The sequence below is a fragment of the Mesorhizobium sp. WSM4842 genome (genome assembly GCF_055901575.1).
Genome location: NZ_CM148372.1, coordinates 6,512,262 through 6,532,873, shown reverse-complemented (window position 1 = coordinate 6,532,873; position 20,612 = coordinate 6,512,262). Strand labels below are relative to the sequence as shown.

The window sequence follows — 20,612 nt, the reverse complement described above, 5'->3', positions numbered from 1 at the left end:
TTTGGCGGCGCTGCCGGGCACTTCCGGAGGTGCTCGATGCCGAGATGGTGCTGGGCGCTAAAGTGAGCGCGCACCGGAGCGGCTAGGCTACCGCTCCGCTGTATTGTGGCCGCAACCTTTGGCAGCCATCTATCCATGGCGTGGATGGGCTTCATCGAAACAAAGGATTTTATCAACCTTCCGGAATCTCGCATTGACCTTAGCACCGGACACGCATCGACCGTCCCTGCCTCTGTCGCGTGAAAAGGGACCCGAAAGGGGAAAATTTTTGCATGAGCTCAGACGTGCGCTGGAAATTGTCCTGGGAATGAGTTGCAGCAGGCCGACGATTTCGAATTGTCCGACCTCTCTTTCTTAGCGGAGTCTTTCCCCTGTCAGAACCGTTGAACGGCCGGCGTCACCTAGGCCTAACTCATTCAGGCCAGTCCGCACCTGCCTCTTCCCGCAAAGAAATTCGACAGCCCATTTTTCCGCCCGTCATTGCCGTCGCTGGTCGGCAAAGCTTCCGGACTGACCAGGGCTGACGCCGGAACTCCTCTTTCACTCGCAGCCGCGAACAATGCAAATCAACAGTCGTTTCAGAGTCGTTTGCCGCGTTAATTTGTTCACGCGGATAAGACGGGAAGCAATCCAAACTACACAGACCTAACTTGGCTAGCAATGTTATACGTATAACCTTCGGAATGGCAATGGGATACTTTACAAAGCGCGACGCCAATCAAATTATATACCGCAGCTGGGAGGAGTCGGAACAGTCAAGCGCCAAGATGAGAATTTTGGCGCTTAAGCTTGATCGTGTCGGGGACTTTTGGATGTCTCTGGCGCCCCTGAAGGACCTGCGTCAGCGCTTTGCGCATGCCCACATTACGCTGGTGGTCGGAAGCTGGAACATCGACACTGCAAAACAGTTCGACCTCGCCGACGATTACGTTGCTTTTGACTTCTTTCCTCGCAACCCGAAGGTCGATACCCGCAAGAAAGCGGCCGACATACGGCCGCTGCTGACCGGCGAGTTTGATCTTGCCATTGATATGCGTGTCCCGGATGAGACAAGGCCCATTTTGCTCGAAGTCCCAGCCAGGCATCGTGCGGCGATAGTTGATTCTTACGGAATGCATCAGATCGATATTGCGATAGCGCCATTCGATCTGAAATTGCGCAGAACCATCTTCTACAAGCTGGCCCAAAAAATAGGGATCGCCGACAAATTCCCTCGCACATGGCTTGATTGGTTCGTCGACCGTAAGCAGGTACGTCTCCAGCATGTGTCGGAAATCCTCCTCTTTCTGGTCGCAAAGGCAGCGGCCTGCTTCGACGCAGAAAGTGAAGCGGGCCGCCGGCAGAGTTCGACAGAAGGCAAGTCCCCGATCGTCGTGGCTCCGTTTTCAAATTCCAGCCTGCGCGATTGGCCGATCGAAAATTTTGGCAAACTTGTCGCTGCTCTTTCTACCCGTAGTGAGGTGATCCTCGTCGGCCGTGGCGAAAGCCGGGAAGCGCTTGAAGAGGTCGCGATGACAGCCCGCGACCGTGGAGCCGCGGAGATTCGAACTGCTGTCGACTTGTCGGAATTGGAATTCAATCATCTCATGAATTCGGCCGCGCTCGTGGTGTCGAACAATTCAGGCACTGGGCATGTCGCTGCCCAGCTTGGCCGCCCTACTGTCGGAATTTTCACCGCGTCACATCTACCGGAAATTTGGGGATTTCGTGGTCCCCTGGTCAGCATGCTTATGAGCGTTATTGAATGTCGCGGATGTGGTCTGGACAAAGTGCGGCGCTGCCCGGTCAAAGTCCGCTGCAAGCTCGACATCACGCCCGATCTGGTGATTGCCGAGGTAGACGCCTTGATGAATTATTGTAAGGGGCGGGACAAACTTATTGTGGCTCGCGGGCGGTGCGGCCAGAACGACGATCGCGCGCGAAGAGGCAGCTCAGGGCCCATGCCGTAACACGGCCGGTCGATTACTCCATCTGTGGAGCGCCAGACTATACGGGTCGCGGTAGCGATCGCCTGTCGACAGCGGTGTTTGATATCCGACAGGCTCGGCCGACCGGGCGATGGCTTGGACATAGCCATAGCCAGATCTAGACCATCTAAATCCCGATCGCAGCCACCAAGGCAAACAGTTGCCTTGACGACCTTTCGGCCGCTGCCAGGCTGCGCGTCCTCCGAATCCCGACAGTCTGCCTTTGTTTCGAAGAGGGCACGCGCCTGCTGCGAATGCGGCACTGCGTGGGAGGTCCTGCGCGTTATCGCGCCGCCGCTGCTTGGCACGGCACTTGCGCCCGAGATGGCAGCAGCGTTCGACCGGAGCGCCGCCAGTGAGAGGCCTTGAAGCGAGGAAGAGCCCGACCCGATCCGGCAGGGAGAGAAACGGTGTTAGCTCCACAAGTCCACAGCGCGAACGCCGGGCCTCGTAAGCCCCATATTGCGCGGCTTTACGTTCAGGTGCTTGCCGCCGTCGCCCTTGGCGTCGCTGTTGGCTTTTTCTATCCGGCGACCGGAGAGGCTCTGAAGCCGCTCGGCGATGCTTTCATCAAGCTCGTGAAGATCATCATCGCGCCTGTCATCTTCCTGACAATTGCGACCGGCATTGCCGGCATGAACGATCTCAAGAAGGTCGGCCGGGTCGCCGGCAAGGCAATGGTCTATTTCCTCACCTTTTCGAGCCTCGCATTGATTGTCGGTCCCATTGTCGCAAATGTCGTTCAGCCAGGTGCCGGCCTCAACATCGATCCAGCCTCGCTCGATGCTCAGGCCGTGAAGGGCTATGCCGCCAAGGTCCACGAGCAGTTCGTGACCGGCTTGCTGATGCCGTCAATCGTTAGTGCCTTCGCCGAAGGCGATATCCTGCAGGTCCTGTTCTTCTCGGTCCTGTTCGGCATCGCTCTGGCGATGGTCGGCGACACGGGCAAGCCTGTGCTTTCTTTGCTTCAGGCGCTCCTTGCGCCGGTGTTCAAGCTGGTCGGCATTCTGATGAGGGCCGCGCCCGTCGAAGGGGCGAGCGCCAGGCGTTCGGTCGTGGGCCTCGGCATCCCGGCCGCATATTCATTCAATCTGCACGGCACCAATATCCACATGACGCTGGTCCCCCTCTTCCTCGCCCAGGCGACGAACACGGATCTGTCGATCGGCGGTCGGATTCTGCTGCTGTTCGTCGCCTTGCTCTCTTCGAAGGGAACAACTCGCATTACCGGTGCGGGCCTCCTCACGTTGGCCGCGGCGCTCTTTGTCGTTCCGACCGCCCCAGCTGCCGGCGTGACGCTTATTCTTCGCGTCGACCACTTTGTGTCGGAGTGCCGTGTGCTGACCATTTTTCTCGGCAACGCAGTGGGAAGGCTCGTTGTCGCCCGGAGCAGGGCGAGCCGGATGATGGACGATTGGCAAAGGCTCTCACGAGCGGGTCCTTCGGCGCTCGGGCGTTGAAGGGCAGATCGACCGGCGTGATGACCGGTGGTCTCGGCTGGCAACGCGCGAACGCCGCTCAGCTATTGCAGTCAGCCCATTGGAGCGAAGCCGTCATAAAGCAACCGCCAGATGGCGCCGGCATCGACATTGTGAGCCCCCCGCGACTGCCGATACTGCGGGAACTGCCGGGCAAGCGATCCAAAGCGACGACCAACTTTCACGCCAAAAGGCCAGCCGTTGCCGCCCCGCTAACGGCTGATTGGAGCCCGACCCATGTCCAAGCAAAACGCCGGCCTTGTCGCCGTAATCGGTTTCTTAGTCCTCGCCCTGTCCGTGCTGGGAACGCTAAAGCGACAGCCAGATAGGTTGACGACCTGCAACGGCTCGGAGATTAACGCCTTGCTCGCGGCGGACTTGAGGATACTCATTCCGCAGCATCGCGACGCACTCCTCAACGACCTCGCCTCGCCAATCGCCGGCAATCCGCAGGGCGACGTCCCCCTGGTCTCATTCCTCGACTACAACTGCCCGCTGTGCAAGGAAATGGACCTCATTCTCCAGCAAGCCCTCAAGCATGATCCCAATCTGAGGATTGTGCGTAAACAGCTCCCGGTCCTGGGACCTGCTTCCGAATTCGCCGCGCGTGCGGCGCTCGCCTCCCACAAACAGGGAAAATATGAGGCGTTTAATCGCGCCCTTTTTGCTTTTCCTGGCTTGGTGAACCAAAGAACCACCCTAGTCATTGCGGCACGTGTCGGCCTCGATGTTGAGCAGCTCAAGCGGGATATGGAAGGCCCGGCCATCACCGAAGCCATCGCACGCGATCGCGCGCTCGCGAACGAGCTGTACATCACCGGCACGCCGGCGTTGGTGGTCGGCGACGAAGTGATAGCCGGGGTGGTAGAGACGGCCGGGCTGCGAAGCTGCATCGCCGATGTGCGCGCAAACGCCAAGGTTCAGTCTTCCACAGCTGCAAAATCGGCATTTTGACCGCATCAACTGCTCTCGGGACCAGAGTCCTGAGCGCCCGCGCGCCTGAAGGCGCGCGCCGGGTGCTCGTGCACCGAGCCCGCTTTTCTTCGACAGGCTCAGGCGGTCTCGGCCATCCGGCTTCGCCCCCTGGCGCGGGCAGCCTGTCGGCTGCTGACGGTCGCCGGCCAGCCGGCCGGCGTCGATTTTTGTGGTGGCCTTCCCCGGTGGCACGGGGTGGGCGGCACTCCCTTCTAGGCCAGCCGCGGCATCCCGCAACCCTCCGCTTGCCGCTCCGGGTCCTCCTCTTCGTTCCGGTCCTTCGGATGCGGTCTGCCTTCTACGGCGGGCCTTTCCGGTCGCTTTTGCCGCCCACCCCGCTCACATGGGGACTTTGTCGTCAAGGCTGTCTTCGCATATCTACCTCAATGCGTTGTGATCCTAGGTCCGAGCCTGTCGTCTTGGCGCGGTGATAACACCGGTCCAAACTCACATACGGTCGCTGCGCTGTGGCAGCTGCACCAACATCCCGCTTTCGTCGGTAAGGCTCAGGGGAACGCGACCAATCTTCCGGACGGCATTTTAGGCCAAGTGGGGTGGGAGGTTCGTTCGCCCAGGATCAGCCGGGAGCGATCAATCCCGGCGGATGGAAAAGAGTACGTTGATCATGCCGGCTTCATGACAGCGCCCTCAATGACAGCACCATGATGAACATACTTCCATAGCGCGATCAGAAGTTTTCTCGCGAGCGCAATAATGGCCGGCTTCCGGCGCCTGCCACCGTCGAGCGCGACCCTCTCCTGGAACCATTGTGCTAAAGCCGATCGAGGTTGATGCAAAAGCCAGAACCACGACAATTGCACCATCACGGTCCTCAGCCTCGGATTGCCCGCTTTCGATACGCCCTGTTCCCGGCTGATCGATCCGCTTTGCCACGGTGTCGGCGTCAGACCGGCATAGGAGGCAAGCTGCCTTCGATTCGCAAATTCGCGATACAGACCCTCGGACCAAAGCACCTCGGCAAAGTCCGCTCCCACGCCGCGCAGTTGCTTGAGCATCGACATTCCATTGGCGACTTTTGATGGGTCGCATTCATTGCGAGCCACTTCGTCACGCGCTGCTTCCACGTCCTTGATTTGCCGAAGCACGAGCTCGATCCGGTCCAGTGCACGGACAATCTCCGCTTTGAGATTCGACGGTAGTTCACGACCGTCTCCGGTCCTAAGTTCTTCCAGTCGAGTGCGGCGGTCCCGCTTCAGCGGCTCAAATCCAACGATGCCCTGCGAGAACAAGAGCCCCTTGACCCGGTTCACGATCTTGATCCGCTCCGCGATGAGAGCGCGTCGCTCACGGCTGTTGCGCTTTCGGTCCTCTTGCTCGGGCGAAGGCGGAACGACCATGGCGCATACCCGCGGCTCGCCGCGCTTGTAGGCAAGCAGGGCGCGAAGGAGGGTCTCGCCATCCAGCTTGTCCGTCTTCGCCCGGCGCTTCCTGCGTGACGTGGCAATGGATGCTGCATCAACCACATGGCTTTCGATACCGTCACGCTCAAGGATCCGATGTATCCAGAAGCCGTCCAGGCCAGCCTCCTGGATTGCGATCACCGGCACGTCACGGCCCGTTCTGCGCCGAACCGTCGACTTCAACTGGCTGATAAGGTCGAACAATCCGGCCGTATCGCCTGCCTTGACGACGCGCTTTGACATCTTCTCTCCGTTGCACGGCAACAAGCTTGTCACCAACCAGCTCGAGCGACTGAGTTCCAGGGACAGGAAGATAGCGCCGAGTGTCGTATGGACCGCATCGGTTTCAATCTCAGTCACGTTTTCAGCTTTCATGTGTTCTATCCCTCCAAGTTGTTCATGAGCAATACGCCGGCCAAAGCGAGTTGATCGCAGCTGCAGTCATCGCTTCGCGATGTGGTTTTGGTTGTTGCCTGCCCCCGCTCGCGGGGTGGGCGACGCTCCTTTCTAGGCCCGCTGCGGCAGGCCGCAATGTTCGCTCCGCTCACATCCTCCACTCCGTTCCGGCCCTTCGGGTGCGGCCTGCCTCGTTCAGCGGGCCAAGCCAGTCGCGTTCTGCCGCCCACCCCACTCACGGGGGCAGGCACGCGAGATCGGGATCGAGCGCTGCCTCCACCGCCCATGGGATCTTCCGGGGGAGGGCGCAATTGGCGAACGGAGGAACAGACAATGCGTGCAAACAACAAGCATTCCGGCAGCCGTGAGGATGGCGCGGGCAAGGGCGGGCGCTCAGGCGCCAGCCTCTACCAGGAGATCACAGACCGCATAGTTGCCGAACTGGAGCGCGGCACCGTGCCATGGGTCAAGCCTTGGGGCAGGGCAAAGGCAGCCCTTGGCCTGCCCAGGAATGCAGCCACCCAGCGCCGCTATTCCGGCATCAATATCCTGATCCTGTGGGGCGCCGTCATCGAGCGCCCATACCCCAGCCAGAACTGGCTCACCTTCCGGCAGGCGCTTGCCCTTGGCGGCAATGTCAGGAAGGGCGAGCGCGGCACGACCATCGTTCACGCTGACCGCTTTATTCCCAAGGACGAAAAGGAACGCGCCAAGGCCGATGGCGATGAGCCGCAGGCCGTGCCTTTTTTGAAGCGCTTCACCGTCTTCAATGTCGCGCAGTGCGATAACCTGCCCGAACATCTCTATGCCGCCGCCGAACCGCTGCCCGCGCGCCAGATCGTCCCGCAAGCCGAGGCGCTCATTCATGCAAGTGGTGCTGATTTTCGCATTGGCGGCGATCGCGCTTTCTACATGCCCGGCAGCGACTTTATTCAGGTGCCGCCGCAGCCCGCCTTCTTTCACCAGATCGATTATTACCGCACCTGCTTTCATGAACTTGGCCACTGGACCGGCCACCCGACGCGGCTTGCACGTGACCTCTCCGGCTCGTTCGGTTCCAAGGCCTATGCGCGCGAGGAACTGGTCGCCGAAATCGCAGCAGCTTTCGTCTGCAGCAGTCTCGGCATTGAGCCGACGGTGCACCACGCCGGCTATATCGGCTCATGGCTGAAGGTGCTGCGCGAGGACAATCGCGCCATTTTCCGCGCGGCCAGCCATGCCTCGAAAGCCGCCGATTTCCTGCTTGGCCTCAATGCCGACGTCGAACGTGAGGCGCATGCCGAGATCGCCGCGTGAGCGCGCTCCATCGCCATGCGCGACCGCCTTGCGCTTCTGACGGCGCGCCGATGCGCCCGCGCGGCGCGCAAGTCGCTCGATCCGCCTTGTTTCAAAAAGCCGTTCTCAATTCAGCCAGAACCGTCTTGAAGGAATTCCGCAATGATCCTGATCACCGATGAACTGCGCGCCCGTCTCCTCGCCAACGGCGCTGCCGACACCGAAACCGACCACGCACCGGTCGTGAAACTGTTCGATCCGGCCGGTCCTGCGACCTGGCTCTTGAGCGAACTCGATGCCGACGGCGACACGCTGTTCGGCCTTTGCGACCTCGGCTTCGGCTTCCCTGAACTCGGCAGCGTCAGCCTTGCCGAACTCGAATCCATCAAGGGTCCGCTCGGACTGGGCATCGAGCGCGACCTTTATTTCATAGCGCGTTTTCCGCTGTCGGTTTATGCGGAGGCCGCGCGCAGCGCCGGCCAGATCACCGAAGCCGAGCGGCTTCTGCGGCAGGCAGCGGAAGCACTTGCCAAATCCCATTCCGAGCTTCCGCCAGACGCGGCGGAGCCAGAGCGCCGCTAGGCGCAAACCCGTCCCCGCCGCATTGGCCTTCGGTCTCCCCGGCGGGGACAATCGCACCCAAACGGAGGAGAAAGACACGAAGCTTGCCCATATTCCGCTCGACCGACTGAATATTTCCGCCCTCAACATGCGCCACGGAAAACGCGCGCCCGACCTGTCCGACATTCTGCCGTCCGTCCGCGCGCGCGGCGTCGTCGTGCCGCTTCTGGTGCGGCCCAACGGCTCGCCGGAAAGCTTCGAGATCGTCGCCGGACGGCGCGCTAGTTCGCCGCGACATCACTCGCCGACGAGCGAAGTAAAGCCGATCCCTTGCCCTGCGCAATCATGGAGGCTGGCGAGGACGCCGATGCCCTCGAAGCCTCGTTGATCGAGAACGTCGCCCGCCTCGACTCCGACGAAGTGTCGCAATGGGAGACGTTCTCACGGCTGATCAGAGAGGGCCGCACAGTTGCGGAGATCGCCGGCACCTTCGGCATTACGGAGCTTCAGGTGAAGCGCATTCTGGCGCTTGGCGAACTGCTGCCCAAAATCCGCGAAGCCTATCGGCGGGACGAAATCGACACCGAAACCGCTCGCTATCTCACCATGGCTTCGAAAGCCCAGCAGAAGGACTGGCTGGCACTGTTTCCGATCCGGGGCAATACGCGCCACGCGGCTATCAGTTGAAGCAGTGGCTGTTCGGTGGACAGTCAATCTCCACCAAGGTGGCGCTGTTTGCCATTGAGGACTATCCGGGCCTGATCGTCTCCGACCTGTTTGGCGAGGAAAGTTATTTCGCCGACGCCGACCTGTTCTGGCAAAGCAGAACGAAGCGATTGCCGCCAAGCGCGACGCCTGTCTGGAACACGGTTGGAGCGAGGTGATCGTGCTCGAACCGGGTCAGCAGTTCCACTCATGAGACCACGAAAAGACGCCGAAGCAGAAGGGCGGCAAGGTCTTTATCGCCGTCTCGTATCGCGGCGAGGTCGAGTGTCACGAGGGCTGGCTATCGTGCAAGGAGGCTCGCCGCGCCCGCGCGAATGGCGAGGGCGCAGAGGAGACGGCCGCGAAACCGTCGCGGCCGGAACTCACCGGACCGATGCAGAACTATGTCGATCTGCACCGTCATGCCGCCGTGCGCTTGGGCCTGCTCGACCATCCGGGCGCAGCACTTCGCCTGATGGTGGCGCATGTGATAGCCGGTTCCAGCCTGTGGCAGGTTCGCCGCGAACCGCAGCGCGCTTGCAACGAGATCGTGGCCGCAAGCCTCGCCGGAAGCAGGGCGGAAGCCGCGTTCGCCGAAAAACGGCGCGAGGTCTTGGCGCTGCTTGGGCAACCGGATGAGGACGGCACAATCGCTGGCGGCAATGGCGACGATTTCGGCACGGCAAGCATCTTCGCGCGGCTCCTGGCGCTCCGCGACGATCATGTCGTGCGCGTTCTCAGCATCGTCATGGACGAGACACTTGAAGCCGGCAGCGCCGTCATCGAGGCGCTCGGCAAGCATCTGAATGTCGACATCGGCGCTTGCTGGCAACCGGACGACGCCTTCTTCGACCTGTTGCGCGACAAGGAAATTGCCAATTCCATGCTTGCCGAAGTCGGCGGCAAACATGTCGCGGACGGCAATGTCGCCGAAAAGGTGAAGACGCAAAGAAGATCATCCGCGACTTTCTTTCGGGCGATAACGGCAGGCAAAGGTCGAGACCTGGCTGCCGCGCTGGATGAAATTCCCGGTCGAAAGCTACACGGATCGAGGCGGCTTCCGCACCGCCGATCAATGGGCGCGGGTCCGGTCCCTGTTCGGCTGCCAATAGCCCGTCACGCTGGGCGGCGGCTTCCAGGATGGCCGCCGCTCGGCATTTACCCCGGTCGCACTGGCCTGATATTCGAGACCTTTGCCCCCGCGTCCCGCGGCAGAATCCGGCCTGGCAAACCGCCTTGATCCCGCGGATCGATCAGCCCGTCAGATGCCTGCTCTGGCGCCCGACCTGTGGGCACGATCTCGATCGGCATGGCACAGCGTCAGCCGCAATCCCGCAACTCCCGCCTCTCCTGCTTGGCTGCAGCGACCGCGCTTGCCACGATCTCCATGCTCTCTGCCAGGACCTTCCCCTGCGGCTGGCTTGTCGACCTATGGACGGGTCCGGCCGCCCGAAACCCTCGCCGATCAGCTTTTTTCCCCGCCGCCTGCGGCGGCTTCCTCGCGCCGCTCCGCTTCAAAAAAGCTGCCTGCTCGGGTCCTCCGCTGGCGCTTCGGCCCTGTCGGGTTCAGGCGCTCCGGACGCGTCCATCACGGTCCGCCATCGCAGGGGATGGTCCCCGGCGACAGCAAAAGGAGACTTCAAATGACCGCGATCGGTTACGTCAACAAGCAGGAAAACGGCGCCTACAAGGGCCAGCTCAAGACGCTCAGCGTCCGCGCCGACATCGACATCGTCCCCAACCAGGCCAAGAGCGCCGACAACCATCCCGACTTTCGGGTGCTGACGCAAGGGGTCGAAGTTGGTGCCGGCTGGATCCGCACCGGCGAGACTTCCGGCAAGGATTATGTCAGCCTGTCGATTGCAGCGCCGGAGTTCGGACCGCGCAAGCTCTACGCCAATCTCGGCCGCGCCGCCGGCCAGGACGATGACGACACCTACGCCATCATCTGGAACCCGGCCGACTGATCGGCCGACCCGAGCCTCGCGCCCCATCCGGCGCGGGGCTCATTCCCAGGCGCTCCAGCCAAACCCGCCCGCCCGAAAAGGCGGCGAAAACTCTCCCCGGACTCTTCGCCCGTCCCGGAGGCGATCTCGCTCGCCCATCCTCGCCCTCGCTTGTCCGAAGCGAAACGAGGATCACCATGGACGACGAAAACGAACGCGCGGCCCGCGCCAAAAAGGGCAGTCCCTTTCTCAGCACAGCCCAAGCAGCCTTCTATATCGGGCTCTCCCAGCGCACCCTGGAAAAGATGCGGCTCACGGGCGGCGGCCCGAAATTCCGCAAGCACGGCCGCTATGTCCGCTACCATATCGACGAGCTCGATGGATGGTCGAAAGGACACCCGCAGTACGCCGGTAACGAGGGTGGTGAGGCCGGTTCCGGCCAAGCCGGCCAGGGAGGCCGAGCATGAGCCGGCGCCCTTCCATCCGTCTGATCGGCAGCCGCCTGCGGCGCCTCCAGGCACGCAAAACCATCGCCGCTGCCGTGATTGGACTGACCCTGATCGGCTTCGCCGGCACCGTCAAACCAAGGCCCTGGCTGGTCTGGAACGCCTCGGCCAGCGCGCCCGTCGGCCTCTATCGCCTCGGGTTTGCAGCACCGGCTCGGGGCGATCTGGTGCTCGTCCGCCCGCCAGAATCGCTCGCCGAACTCGCCGCCCAACGCGGCTATCTGCCCCGCAACGTGCCGCTGGTAAAACGTCTTGCCGCGCTGCCGGGCGACGAAGTCTGCACCTTCAATGACGCGGTCATCATCGACGGCGAGATCGTTGCGCGACGGCTGGCGAAGGATACCAGAGGCCGCCCGCTGCCACGGTGGAACGGGTGCCGGACACTCGCCGACAACGAAATCTTCCTGCTCGGCAGCGACGATATTCGGTCATTCGACAGCCGCTATTTCGGGCCGGTGCCGCGCGCAAATGTCATCGGGAGGCTCGTGCCGCTATGGACCGAGTGACCCTGCTGATGTTCGGCATAATCGCCTTTGCGCCATGCGCCTGTTCCGCCTCGACCGGCGCTGAGCCGGTCGCCATCTCCCAAAATCCGCAGCTTCAAAGGTGGCAGGAGTTCACAGACGAAGCAAGCAGACGCTTCCGTATTCCTCAGGCCTGGATTTACGCCGTCATGCATGCCGAAAGCGGCGGCAAGACCATGCTCGACGGCCTCCCAATTACCTCACGCGCGGGCGCAATGGGCCTCATGCAGGTGATGCCGGAAACGTATGAGGACATGCGTGCCGAATACGGTCTGGGAGCCGATCCGCACGATCCGCGTGACAATATTCTCGCCGGAACCGCCTATCTCAGCGCCATGTTTGACCGCTTCGGATTCCCCGGCCTGTTTGCCGCCTACAACGCAGGACCCGAGCGCTACGAAGAGCATTTGAAGCGTGGGAAGCCGCTGCCCAAGGAGACAGCTGCCTATCTTAAACAGCTCAGGGGGAAGGGGATTTCGGCGGACGACATTGATCAATTCGAAGGGGACTCCAAGGCGCCAAACAGCCAAAACGCTCCCTCCGGCCGCTCGCTCTTCTTCCTTCGTAACGGCGTTCGCGCCGGCGAAGCGAAAGGCGATCTCTTTGTGCCGCTGCGCGTCAATCGCGCTCGGACGAAACCGAATGGCGGGTGACTCGGCGAGCGGGGCGGTTTTGCGGGGCGGGAAAGGGCGGGTGCGGACGCCGGAAAGCGGAAGGGCGGCGTAAGGCAAGATAAAGGCAATGCCTCCAGGAGGCGGCGAAGTCTTTGTCTGCACATCGTTTTTCACGGAGGCTGCTGGCAGAGCCGGGAGTGTGGGACACGCAAGTATCTGACTCTGCTTGAAATTTCTGGGAGGCCACGATGCAGGGTGACGAATTCAGGCCGAAGCTCGGCAGAATAGGTTCGCGCGGCTCGAAGGCAGGCAAACGCTTCGCCAGCCAGGTCCGGGCGGCGATTAACAGAGCCGGCGGCCGGCCGCAGGGCGGCGGCCGCTTTAACGGCAGCCGGGCAGGGCGCGGCGGAGCGGCCGCCGCGCTGCTGAAATCACGCGACAGGTATGCTGCCTTCCGGCAGCGGCGGGTGGTGGTCAAGGCGCGCGTCGTCAAGCTGGCCGGCAAAGGCCAGGGTGGGGCGCGTGCGCATCTGCGCTACATCCAACGCGACGGCGTTACCCGGGAAGGCGCGCCTGGCGAGCTCTACGGCGCCGACAGTGATCGCGTCGACAGCAAGGCCTTCCTTGATCGTGCCGATGGCGATCGGCATCAATTCCGCTTCATCGTCGCACCCGAAGACGGCATCCAGTATGACGACCTGAAGCCACTTACGCGCCGGCTCATGGCGCAGATGGAGGAGGATCTCGGCACGAAGCTCGACTGGGTTGCCGTCGATCATTTCAACACCGGCCACCCGCACACCCATATCATCGTCCGTGGCAAGGACGACCGCGGCGAGAACCTCGTCATCGCGCGGGAATATATCTCAAGCGGAATCCGCGAACGGACCGCCGAGCTGGTCAGCCTCGATTTCGGTCCACGAACCGATCGCGAGATCGCGCACCGCCTGCGCCAGGAAATGGAGCAGGAGCGCTTCACCAGCATCGACCGGCAGCTGCTCAGCATGCGCGACAGCGATGGACTGGTTTCTCCGGTCGGCCGCGACGCCTTTCGGCAGACCCTGCACCAGGGCCGCCTGCGCAAACTTGGACGGATGGGTCTGGCCGAGGAGATCAGCTCCGGCCGCTGGCGCCTCGACGATGAGCTCGAAGCGACACTGCAGCGCATCGGCGAGCGCGGTGACATAATCAAGACGATGCACCGAGACATTGCGGGTAAAGGACTATCCCGAAGTGCAGCCGACTGTGTGATCCACGATCAATCCGGGCAGCTCGCGCGACCTTTCGTTGGCCGCCTTGTGGCGCGCGGGCTTGCCGACGAGATCAACGACCGCCACTACCTCATTGTGGATGGGGTGGACGGGAAAAGCCACTACATCGATGTCGGCAAAGGCGAGGCCACCGAACCGACGCCCGACGGCTGCATCGTCTGTGTCACGCCGAGAAACACCGGGCCGAGGCAGGTTGACCGCACCGTCGCCGAGATCGCTGCCGTCCACGGCGGGCGCTACAATGTTGATATCCACCTGAAGCATGATCCGTCTGCCAGCGAACGCTTCGCCGAAACCCATGTGCGTCGTCTGGAAGCCATTCGCCGCGAAACCGGCACTGTCAGGCGCGAAGCCGACGGCACATGGATTATCGCGCCGAACCATCTCGACCAAGTCGCCGACTACGAGCGCAAGCGAGCCATGGCTGTGCCTGTTGTCGTCGACAAGCTCTCATCAATGCCGCTGGATCAGCAAATCGGGTTCGACGGTGCCACCTGGATCGACCGGGAAATGGTTTCCGATTCACCGGAGGCCCTGCGCAACTCCGGCTTTGGCCGTGACGTGCGGGAGGCGCAAGCCCGCAGGCGGCAATGGCTGATTGCCCAGGGTCTCGCGCATGAAGAGCAGGACCGCACCGTCTATCGCGCCAACATGATTTCGATCCTCCGCCAGCGTGAACTGAACCGTGTTGCCGGTCAGCTCTCGGAAGAGCTCGGTCTGTCCTATGCTGAAGTGCGACCCGGAGACCGGGTACAAGGCACTCTCCGCCGCTCAGTTGAGCTCGCCAGCGGCAAATACGCCCTTATCGAGAAATCGCGCGAGTTTGTGCTCGTCCCGTGGCGGCCGGTGCTCGAGCGGCATGTCGGCAAAGAGATTTCTGGCATAGTGCAGCGAGACGGTATCTCCTGGAACATCGGTCGGCAAAGGAGTGGGCCTAGCGTTTCGTAACTTGTGTGGCAGCCATGCGTGAGTGCGGTGTGCCTTGGACTGGCCCGGCAAGAGTTCGACCAGGGCGCTCCGAGAGCGTGAGTGCCACCAGCTCTGGTAGGTCTATCGGACCAACGACAGCGCGCCCCGTGGCCAATTGCGATCCCATTCTAACCAAGATGCTCGGGCTCGCGCCAGATCGCCGTTAAGCTTGCCGGAGCTCGCGCAAACGTCGAGGACATTTGCTGAACCAGCTCGACAAAAAACAAGGGATAGAGCTCCTCCCGGCTGCTGTCGCTGTGGATGCCCTTCCACATGGCATGAGGATAAGGGCATTCCGAGCAACGAGTCCGCCTCCGCTTCAATGGCTCGCGAACGATCTGACGAGGTCGAGCAGTTTGGCCATGCGCTTCGAGCATCAGAGTATCGCCGCTTTCCAAGCTGATCGGTGGACGAGGTGAACCGCTCTTATGCTCGGAAAAGGCGAGGCTCGTCGCACCGATCGGGTGTAACGATGTCGACATCGGCGATAAACGTTACGAGCATCGTCGGCTGTAGGCGAGCATCATGCTTCCGTCCCAATTCGGGAGGGAGCCATGAGCAGCCCCAACACCTCGAAAATTGGCCTTGCCTACTCAAAAGACCGCGACCGTGCGCAGCCGATTTATAACCCAGTAACGGCACATAAAAACGAACTGCTGCTGCGCATGTCTCCGGCCGACCCGCAATTGCTCAGCCCACACCTTCACCGCAGCTATCTGCCATTGAGAACCCAACTCGAAACCGCAAACGCCCCTATAGAGGCTGTCTACTTCTTTGAGATGGGGATCGGCCCGGTGGTGGCGAAAACTCCGGCCGGAGCTCGACGCCGAAGTTGTCGTAGTCCGGTTTTTGTAGCACATCAGCTGTCCGCTTTGGGTTGACGGCGAAGCCCGGATGAAAGCGGAAGAACACCCGGGGCGGCTTGCTGGTTCAGGTGACTGCCGCGGCAGGCTCCTGCGCATGTGCTTGTCGCTGCCCTTGCGTCGTTTCCGGTGAAGCGCCGACCTCGTGTCGAGACGCAGTCAAGGTTGGCCGCCGCGCTGCCGCGGGCGCCGGCTGCGACGCTTCCAGGCCACGCCTTGAGGGGCGTTGAGCCGCCGGCCGGGATGTCAGCGTGCCGATGGAAGTCAGGGTCGTTGCCACGCGCTGTTTGGCATTGTCCAGAACTGATGAGTTTGGCGCAAGTTCCAGACAGCCGACAGTGCGCGTGAGCAAACATGCAGGAGTTTGCCAAGGCGGCCAGCAAGGCAGTCGAACAGGCAAAGGGAAGGTCCGGTGACTGCATCCCTCAGCGGAGATAACGAGTAGCCCGCCGCTTCGATCTGATGAGTTCAAGCAGCTCAGCCTCATCCGCGTCAGCCTCTTCTTCCAACGCGACCAAAATATCCAGGGCGAGATTGTCCGCCTCCAACGATGAGCGGGCGATATGCTCGTCACTGCATATCTGGTCGAATACCCGTTGGCATAGATCGAGATCGGCAGGGTATAGACCGGCCCGTTTGAACGGCACTTTGAAAACCCTAAGCATTGTAGCAGTCAATGGATCTAAGGGCCGTTAACCGGGCGAGTCAACAGCATGTAAAAAGCGGACATTGCGATGATCGTTACGCCTCAGCCGACTACGGAAACTCGTCCCAACTGGCGGTTGGTGGACGCAAGCCGGCACCGCGCGTACCGTTTCTCGCTGGTCAACACGTCCTCTTCTATCCACTGGCTGGATGGCAGCCATCCCAACAATCGATTTTACCTGTTTTACCTAATTCTACTAGGAGGCTCAGCGCCGGGCGGTGCCCTTCGGGTCGGCTGAGGCTACCGGGAAGAATTCGGAGACGATCATGTGCGGGATTGTTGGCATCGTTGGGCATCAGCCGGTGTCTGATCGGTTGGTCGACGCTTTGAAGCGTCTCGAATATCGAGGATACGACTCAGCCGGCGTTGCCACCATCACCGAGGGCTCGTTGCACTGCCGGCGCGCCAAGGGCAAGCTCATCAATCTCGAGACGAGGTTGAAGGAAGAGCCGCTGAGTGGCACCATCGGCATCGCACACACGCGCTGGGCAACGCATGGGGCACCGACTGAGCGCAACGCGCACCCGCACTTTACGGACGGTGTGGCCGTCGTTCACAACGGCATTATCGAGAATTTCGCCGAGTTGAAGGACGAACTGGTGGCGGCGGGCGCCGAGTTCCAGACCGACACCGACACCGAGGTCGTCGTGCATCTCTTGGCAAGACACCGCCGGGAGGGCATGGGGCGGGGTGAGGCAATGCACGCCATGCTGAAGCGCGTCAGGGGCGCCTACGCGCTTGCCATTCTCTTCGAGGATGATCCGTCGACCATCATGGCGGCGCGCAATGGACCACCGCTGGCGATCGGTCACGGCGACGGCGAGATGTTCCTGGGCTCCGACGCCATGGCGCTAGCCCCCTTCACAAATGCAATCACATATCTCGTCGACGGCGACTGGGCCGTTATCGGCAAGGCAGGCGCCGATATCTTCGATTTCGATGGCCATCCCGTCGAACGTCCGCGCCAGACTTCCACGGCCGGGGCATACCTGGCCAATAAGGGCAACCATCGCCACTTCATGGAGAAGGAAATTTACGAGCAGCCCGAGGTCATCGCCCGTGCGCTCGGTCATTACATCAACTTCGAAGGGAATCGCGTCGATACGGTTTCGAGCATAGATTTCGCCAGCATCCCGAGCCTGGCGATCTCGGCTTGCGGCACCGCCTATCTGGCCGGACTGATCGCAAAATACTGGTTCGAGCGCTATGCGCGCCTGCCGGTCGAAATCGACGTTGCGTCCGAATTCCGCTACCGGGAGATCCCGTTGCCGCCGGAATCGGCGGCTCTTTTCATTTCGCAATCCGGCGAAACCGCCGATACGCTCGCGTCCCTGAGGTACTGCAAGGGGCGTGGGCTGAAAACCGGCGCTGTCGTCAATTCCCGCGAATCGACCATCGCTCGGGAGGCCGACGCGATCTTCCCGATCCTTGCCGGCCCGGAGATCGGCGTCGCCTCCACCAAGGCTTTCACGTGCCAGCTTGCAGTTCTGGCCACACTCGCCATCGGCGCTGCCAAGGACCGTGGAACGCTAACTGAATATGAGGTGAAGGCGCTCGTCCGGAGCCTTGCCGAAATGCCGGGAGTCATGGGCCGGGTACTGAACAGCATCCAGCCAGATATCGAGCTCCTGTCGCGCGAACTGTCAAAGTGTCATGGTGTCCTGTATCTTGGCCGCGGCACCAGTTTCCCACTGGCGATGGAAGGTGCGCTGAAGCTCAAGGAGATTTCCTACATCCATGCTGAGGGCTATGCGGCTGGCGAATTGAAGCATGGTCCGATCGCATTGATAGACGAGAACATGCCAGTGATCGTCATCGCGCCACATGATCGTTTTTTCAACAAGACCGTCTCCAATATGGAGGAAGCGGCCGCCCGTGGAGGGCGGATTATCCTCATTACCGATGAAAATGGGGCCGCTGCGTCGAAACTCGACACGATGCATACGATCGTGCTGCCGGCCGTCGACGAAATTATTGCGCCGATGATCTTCTCGCTGCCGATACAGCTTCTTGCCTATCATACGGCGGTCTCCATGGGCAAAGATGTCGACCAGCCGCGCAATCTCGCAAAATCGGTCACCGTCGAATGATGTGACGCGCTCATAGGTGGCATGCGTCCATCGGAAATACACTTCAAAGCGTCACCGGCATTTGGATGTCGACGAGACGCAGATCAGGTCTGCGGCCAAGTGAGCATATTTGCTCCACCGAAAGTTTCCAGTCTGAGCGATCCTGCCCATTCCCCCATCGCACCTGGTCGTGCGTAGTGTGCATTTCAGTTCACATCGCGCCGCGCGATGCTTGGCCCCGCATGTCCAGAACTGCGGAGCAAGCCAATGACGCCTACGAAGTTGCTGATTGGGCAGATCGCCGTCGTGTTCGCAATCGTGATACTCGGCGTATGGGCGGCCACGCAGTGGTGCGCCCACATGCTCGGCCATCAACCGCCACTCGGCGCGCCATGGCTAGTCGCGGCTGGCTGGCAGATCTACAAGCCGTGGAAACTGTTCGAATGGTGGTTCCACTTCGATGCTTATGCGCCCGAGGTCTTCGATAAGGCCGGTGCGCTTGCCGGCGCCAGTGGGTTGGTGGGCTGTGCCGCCGCGATCGCCGGCTCGCTCTGGCGCGCGCGACAGCTCGGGTCGGTCACCACATATGGGTCGTCAAGGTGGGCCGCGACTCACGAGATCGAGACGGCAGGGCTGTTCCGGCCGGCCGGCGTTTTCCTAGGCAAGCTGAAGGATCGCTATCTTCGCCATGACGGGCCCGAGCACGTCATGGCCTTTGCCCCAACACGATCAGGCAAGGGCATCGGACTGGTTGTTCCAACTCTTCTGTCCTGGACCGGCTCGGCCGTCATTCACGATATCAAAGGCGAGAACTGGCAGTTGACCTCCGGCTGGCGCTCGAAGTTCTCCTACTGTCTCCTGTTCAATCCGACCGATCCGAGGTCGGCGCGCTATAACCCGCTGCTGGAGGTACGAAAAGGTTCAGACGAGGTCCGCGACGTCCAGAACATCGCCGACATCCTGGTAGATCCGGAAGGCGCGCTGGACCGGCGGAACCACTGGGAGAAAACCAGTCACTCACTCTTGGTCGGCGCCATTTTGCACGTGCTTTACGCCGAAGAGGAAAAGACGCTCGCTCGCGTCGCCACCTTCCTGTCCGACCCGCAACGCTCGTTTGCCGCGACACTACGGCGGATGATGACGACCAACCATCTCGGCGCGGCGGATAAGCCCCAGGTCCATCCTGTCGTGGCCTCGGCAGCTCGCGAGGTGTTGAACAAGTCGGAGAACGAGCGTTCAGGCGTTCTTTCGACCGCCATGTCGTTCCTCGGCCTCTATCGCGATCCTACGGTGGCGGCAGCGACATCAGCCTGCGACTGGCGCATTGCCGACCTCCTGGATGCTGAGCGACCGATGTCACTCTATCTGGTCGTGCCGCCATCGGACATCTCGCGCACGAAGCCGCTGGTGCGACTTGTGCTCAATCAGATCGGCAGGCGTCTGACGGAGCGGCTGGAGGGGGATCCTAAGAAGAGCAGGAACCATCAACTGCTCATGATGCTGGACGAATTCCCGGCGCTCGGTCGCCTTGATTTCTTCGAAACCGCGCTCGCCTTCATGGCCGGCTATGGCATCCGTGCATATCTGATCGCGCAATCCTTGAACCAGATCTCCAAGGCGTATGGCGACAACAATGCCATTCTCGACAACTGCCATGTGCGGATTGCCTTTTCCTCCAATGACGAGCGCACGGCCAAACGCATTTCGGACGCGCTCGGCACGGCGACGGAGCTGAGGTCCATGCGCAACTATGCCGGCCATCGCTTGGCCCCCTGGCTGTCGCACGTGATGGTTAGCCGCCAGGAGACCGCCCGCCCACTATTGACACCGGGCGAGGTGATGCAGTTGCCGCAAGCCGATGAACTGGTGTTGGTTTCAGGGCTGCCGCCGATCCGGGCAAAGAAGCTGCGCTACTACCAGGATCGAAATTTCACCGAGCGCGTGCTTTCTGCGCCGGTATTGCGCGACGGCGCCTACGCGGATCGGCCAGTACCGCGTCCGGACTGTTGGATCGGGCAGGTGCGGGGCGTTGACCGCCGTCTTGCTGGCGGCGGCGAAAGCGCGGGCGAGGCAATTGAAGATGAAGGAGGTGTCCAGCAACAGCGACATCCGGGTCTGCCTGAAGAGCATACAGCCGTCACTCTGGAGCCCGACCGGGACGACCTGCTCAAGCCCGCGGACGATGATAGCGAGGCAGTTGCCGACAGGCGCGTGATGGACCGAATTTCCACTGCCGCACGCGCCTATGGCATCAACGAGGGAAGGGGCGACAACAAGGACATCGTGCCCGGCTTCTGAAAGAAGCTGCCGAAGGCAGAGCGCAAATCAGCGTAGATAACGGCCATAAGCAATTTCGAGGAAGTCGC

The 20,612-nt window shown here is 61.5% G+C and carries 19 protein-coding genes; 17 read left to right on the top strand and 2 right to left on the bottom strand.

All coding sequences use genetic code 11. The features are described from left to right. Positions 1 to 689: 689 nt before the first annotated feature. The 3 genes from AC0NIE_RS31660 (at position 690) to AC0NIE_RS31650 (ending at position 4,399) form a co-directional block, all read left to right on the top strand. On the top strand, positions 690 to 1,949 hold the full coding sequence (locus AC0NIE_RS31660; RefSeq protein WP_473489977.1) for a glycosyltransferase family 9 protein: 1,260 nt from the start codon (positions 690 to 692) through the stop codon (positions 1,947 to 1,949). Between the two features lie 428 nt (positions 1,950 to 2,377). Further along, the gene (locus AC0NIE_RS31655) at positions 2,378 to 3,427 is read left to right on the top strand and encodes a cation:dicarboxylate symporter family transporter (protein ID WP_473489976.1); all 1,050 of its coding nucleotides are present in this window, start codon (positions 2,378 to 2,380) and stop codon (positions 3,425 to 3,427) included. A 255-nt stretch (positions 3,428 to 3,682) separates the two neighbouring features. Then, positions 3,683 to 4,399, top strand: a complete 717-nt coding sequence (locus AC0NIE_RS31650; protein ID WP_473489975.1) for a DsbA family protein — start codon at positions 3,683 to 3,685, stop codon at positions 4,397 to 4,399. Positions 4,400 to 5,043: 644 nt separating this feature from the next. Here AC0NIE_RS31650 and AC0NIE_RS31645 read toward each other — a convergent pair. Next, positions 5,044 to 6,216 (bottom strand): IS110 family RNA-guided transposase, encoded by a 1,173-nt coding sequence (locus AC0NIE_RS31645; protein WP_473518963.1) that lies wholly within the window; start codon positions 6,214 to 6,216, stop codon positions 5,044 to 5,046. A gap of 354 nt (positions 6,217 to 6,570) precedes the next feature. Between AC0NIE_RS31645 and AC0NIE_RS31640 the strand changes: the two genes are divergently transcribed. The 12 genes from AC0NIE_RS31640 (at position 6,571) to AC0NIE_RS31585 (ending at position 15,489) form a co-directional block, all read left to right on the top strand. Further along, positions 6,571 to 7,533: an ArdC family protein gene (locus tag AC0NIE_RS31640; RefSeq protein WP_473489327.1), complete on the top strand. Its 963-nt coding sequence runs from the start codon at positions 6,571 to 6,573 to the stop codon at positions 7,531 to 7,533. Positions 7,534 to 7,674: 141 nt separating this feature from the next. Next, the gene (locus AC0NIE_RS31635) at positions 7,675 to 8,094 is read left to right on the top strand and encodes a DUF2958 domain-containing protein (RefSeq protein WP_473489328.1); all 420 of its coding nucleotides are present in this window, start codon (positions 7,675 to 7,677) and stop codon (positions 8,092 to 8,094) included. Between the two features lie 22 nt (positions 8,095 to 8,116). Beyond that, on the top strand, positions 8,117 to 8,461 hold the full coding sequence (locus AC0NIE_RS31630; RefSeq protein ID WP_474045117.1) for a ParB/RepB/Spo0J family partition protein: 345 nt from the start codon (positions 8,117 to 8,119) through the stop codon (positions 8,459 to 8,461). Beyond that, positions 8,458 to 8,760: a hypothetical protein gene (locus tag AC0NIE_RS31625; protein ID WP_474045115.1), complete on the top strand. Its 303-nt coding sequence runs from the start codon at positions 8,458 to 8,460 to the stop codon at positions 8,758 to 8,760. Before AC0NIE_RS31630 ends, AC0NIE_RS31625 begins: the two co-directional genes overlap by 4 nt. Beyond that, positions 8,757 to 8,957, top strand: coding sequence for a hypothetical protein (locus tag AC0NIE_RS31620; RefSeq protein WP_473489329.1), 201 nt, complete (start codon positions 8,757 to 8,759; stop codon positions 8,955 to 8,957). The genes AC0NIE_RS31625 and AC0NIE_RS31620 overlap by 4 nt, the downstream gene beginning before the upstream one ends. Before the next feature lie 215 nt (positions 8,958 to 9,172). Then, on the top strand, positions 9,173 to 10,018 hold the full coding sequence (locus tag AC0NIE_RS31615) for a hypothetical protein (protein WP_473489330.1): 846 nt from the start codon (positions 9,173 to 9,175) through the stop codon (positions 10,016 to 10,018). Positions 10,019 to 10,421: 403 nt separating this feature from the next. Continuing rightward, positions 10,422 to 10,745, top strand: coding sequence for a DUF736 domain-containing protein (locus tag AC0NIE_RS31610; protein ID WP_008871905.1), 324 nt, complete (start codon positions 10,422 to 10,424; stop codon positions 10,743 to 10,745). Positions 10,746 to 10,921: 176 nt separating this feature from the next. Further along, the gene (locus tag AC0NIE_RS31605; RefSeq protein ID WP_473479475.1) at positions 10,922 to 11,191 is read left to right on the top strand and encodes a helix-turn-helix transcriptional regulator; all 270 of its coding nucleotides are present in this window, start codon (positions 10,922 to 10,924) and stop codon (positions 11,189 to 11,191) included. Beyond that, positions 11,188 to 11,736, top strand: coding sequence for a conjugative transfer signal peptidase TraF (traF, locus tag AC0NIE_RS31600; RefSeq protein ID WP_473489331.1), 549 nt, complete (start codon positions 11,188 to 11,190; stop codon positions 11,734 to 11,736). The genes AC0NIE_RS31605 and traF overlap by 4 nt, the downstream gene beginning before the upstream one ends. Next, positions 11,724 to 12,407 carry a lytic transglycosylase domain-containing protein gene (locus tag AC0NIE_RS31595; RefSeq protein ID WP_473489332.1) on the top strand — a complete coding sequence of 228 codons (684 nt, stop codon included), beginning with the start codon at positions 11,724 to 11,726 and terminating at the stop codon, positions 12,405 to 12,407. Before traF ends, AC0NIE_RS31595 begins: the two co-directional genes overlap by 13 nt. 209 nt (positions 12,408 to 12,616) lie before the next feature. Beyond that, on the top strand, positions 12,617 to 14,587 hold the full coding sequence (gene rlxS, locus AC0NIE_RS31590) for a relaxase/mobilization nuclease RlxS (protein ID WP_473489333.1): 1,971 nt from the start codon (positions 12,617 to 12,619) through the stop codon (positions 14,585 to 14,587). Between the two features lie 575 nt (positions 14,588 to 15,162). Beyond that, entirely contained in the window at positions 15,163 to 15,489 is a 327-nt protein-coding gene (locus tag AC0NIE_RS31585) for a hypothetical protein (protein ID WP_473489334.1), read from the top strand. Between the two features lie 407 nt (positions 15,490 to 15,896). On the opposite strand, the gene AC0NIE_RS31580 is transcribed toward AC0NIE_RS31585, so the two are convergent. Then, positions 15,897 to 16,136 carry a hypothetical protein gene (locus AC0NIE_RS31580; protein WP_473489335.1) on the bottom strand — a complete coding sequence of 80 codons (240 nt, stop codon included), beginning with the start codon at positions 16,134 to 16,136 and terminating at the stop codon, positions 15,897 to 15,899. Between the two features lie 307 nt (positions 16,137 to 16,443). Here AC0NIE_RS31580 and glmS point away from each other — a divergent pair, with 307 nt between their 5' ends. Continuing rightward, the gene (glmS, locus tag AC0NIE_RS31575; protein WP_473489336.1) at positions 16,444 to 18,267 is read left to right on the top strand and encodes a glutamine--fructose-6-phosphate transaminase (isomerizing); all 1,824 of its coding nucleotides are present in this window, start codon (positions 16,444 to 16,446) and stop codon (positions 18,265 to 18,267) included. Between the two features lie 246 nt (positions 18,268 to 18,513). Next, positions 18,514 to 20,544, top strand: coding sequence for a conjugal transfer protein TraG (locus tag AC0NIE_RS31570; RefSeq protein ID WP_473489337.1), 2,031 nt, complete (start codon positions 18,514 to 18,516; stop codon positions 20,542 to 20,544). The last annotated feature ends 68 nt before the right edge of the window (positions 20,545 to 20,612 follow it).

Coding starts and splice junctions, on each gene's coding strand:
- traF (WP_473489331.1), top strand. CDS start 11,188: ATGAGCCGGCGCCCTTCCATCCGTCTGATCGGCAGCCGCCTGCGGCGC.
- AC0NIE_RS31580 (WP_473489335.1), bottom strand. CDS start 16,136: ATGCTTAGGGTTTTCAAAGTGCCGTTCAAACGGGCCGGTCTATACCCT.
- AC0NIE_RS31605 (WP_473479475.1), top strand. CDS start 10,922: ATGGACGACGAAAACGAACGCGCGGCCCGCGCCAAAAAGGGCAGTCCC.
- AC0NIE_RS31570 (WP_473489337.1), top strand. CDS start 18,514: ATGACGCCTACGAAGTTGCTGATTGGGCAGATCGCCGTCGTGTTCGCA.
- AC0NIE_RS31650 (WP_473489975.1), top strand. CDS start 3,683: ATGTCCAAGCAAAACGCCGGCCTTGTCGCCGTAATCGGTTTCTTAGTC.
- AC0NIE_RS31585 (WP_473489334.1), top strand. CDS start 15,163: ATGAGCAGCCCCAACACCTCGAAAATTGGCCTTGCCTACTCAAAAGAC.
- AC0NIE_RS31595 (WP_473489332.1), top strand. CDS start 11,724: ATGGACCGAGTGACCCTGCTGATGTTCGGCATAATCGCCTTTGCGCCA.
- AC0NIE_RS31640 (WP_473489327.1), top strand. CDS start 6,571: ATGCGTGCAAACAACAAGCATTCCGGCAGCCGTGAGGATGGCGCGGGC.
- AC0NIE_RS31635 (WP_473489328.1), top strand. CDS start 7,675: ATGATCCTGATCACCGATGAACTGCGCGCCCGTCTCCTCGCCAACGGC.
- AC0NIE_RS31610 (WP_008871905.1), top strand. CDS start 10,422: ATGACCGCGATCGGTTACGTCAACAAGCAGGAAAACGGCGCCTACAAG.
- rlxS (WP_473489333.1), top strand. CDS start 12,617: ATGCAGGGTGACGAATTCAGGCCGAAGCTCGGCAGAATAGGTTCGCGC.
- AC0NIE_RS31645 (WP_473518963.1), bottom strand. CDS start 6,216: ATGAAAGCTGAAAACGTGACTGAGATTGAAACCGATGCGGTCCATACG.
- AC0NIE_RS31615 (WP_473489330.1), top strand. CDS start 9,173: ATGCAGAACTATGTCGATCTGCACCGTCATGCCGCCGTGCGCTTGGGC.
- AC0NIE_RS31660 (WP_473489977.1), top strand. CDS start 690: ATGGGATACTTTACAAAGCGCGACGCCAATCAAATTATATACCGCAGC.
- glmS (WP_473489336.1), top strand. CDS start 16,444: ATGTGCGGGATTGTTGGCATCGTTGGGCATCAGCCGGTGTCTGATCGG.